The organism is Pseudovibrio flavus, assembly GCF_009711345.1.
Classification (GTDB): Bacteria; Pseudomonadota; Alphaproteobacteria; order Rhizobiales; family Stappiaceae; genus Pseudovibrio; species Pseudovibrio flavus.
In genome coordinates this window covers 61,869-62,945 of the sequence record NZ_SMMA01000046.1, presented here as the reverse complement: position 1 = coordinate 62,945, position 1,077 = coordinate 61,869, and positions in this window count along the sequence as shown.

Below are 1,077 nucleotides of genomic sequence, written 5' to 3'. Positions count from 1 at the left end.
ACTATCTTGCCCTCTACCTGAGCAGCCCCCAGTAGTGTCCGCCATGGCGGACACGAAGGGATTAGAACCCACATCGGCGACGAGTTGAAGCGTATACATGTATACGCCCCACGTCAGCGGCCTAGGTGCGGTGCTCGCTTTACTTTGCTCCACCCAGAGGAGAGCCAAGGAGCTGTACGAGAAGATCAACAGTCGCTGAGCGTCGCTCTACCGCCAAAACCTAAATCTGGTGCGTTTACCAGTTTCGCCACAGCCGTAGTGGGGCGTTGTCACGAATTTGTGCGTGGATGTGGTGGTTGCCACCTCTCCCCAGCCTACGACATTAACTCGGTGCCGAACTAACCGCAGGTGATCAAAAGCTATGTCGGCGGTGACAATTCAGATGCGAGTAAAGCCCTGCACCGCGTGCAACATAAAGCCTATCTTCTCGAGCGTGGAAAGGCTGATCGTATCATTGCAGAGGTGGCCGAAGCGACTATGGCTTGGCGTGACGTTGTCCGTGCCTTGGATGCGCCAGAAAGAGAGACGGTGACAGCCTTTGAGCACGAGGAAGCGGATCTGGCGGGCGCGCGACCTGGGGTAGCTAACGCGTTGGTTTGGATGCGTTGCGCACGAAGGTATCGACAGGGTGGGCCCACGCTCACTTTTGATGCGCATGAGTAAGACTGTAGGAGAGCGGCGCGGCGCGAAAACCATTGTCGTTCCACATTCCAAAAGGACTAGCCGATTGAACCCGTTCGATAAATTGCAAAAACAGCAGGGTGCCTTCAGAGCCTTGGAACCCCTCCAAAGACGGCAAGGGCTGACAGAATAGGCTAAGTGACTAAGCTTGCTGAATGTCTACTCGTAGCTGCGGCACTGAAGGGGCGGTACTGTGTCACTTGGGTAGAGTTCCCTGCGCCCAAATCAAATCAGGCAAAACGTCGATCATGTGAACTTGTTGTGAAAAGGATAATTTTAAGAATTAAAAATTATTTAGTTATATCAACGGTTTGCGATGGGGCGTAAAAAAGATCCTTTGACAAGCAATGGAGTTTCAGGTCATTGATATTGTGAAGGTTTCGGCGTTCAAGGAAG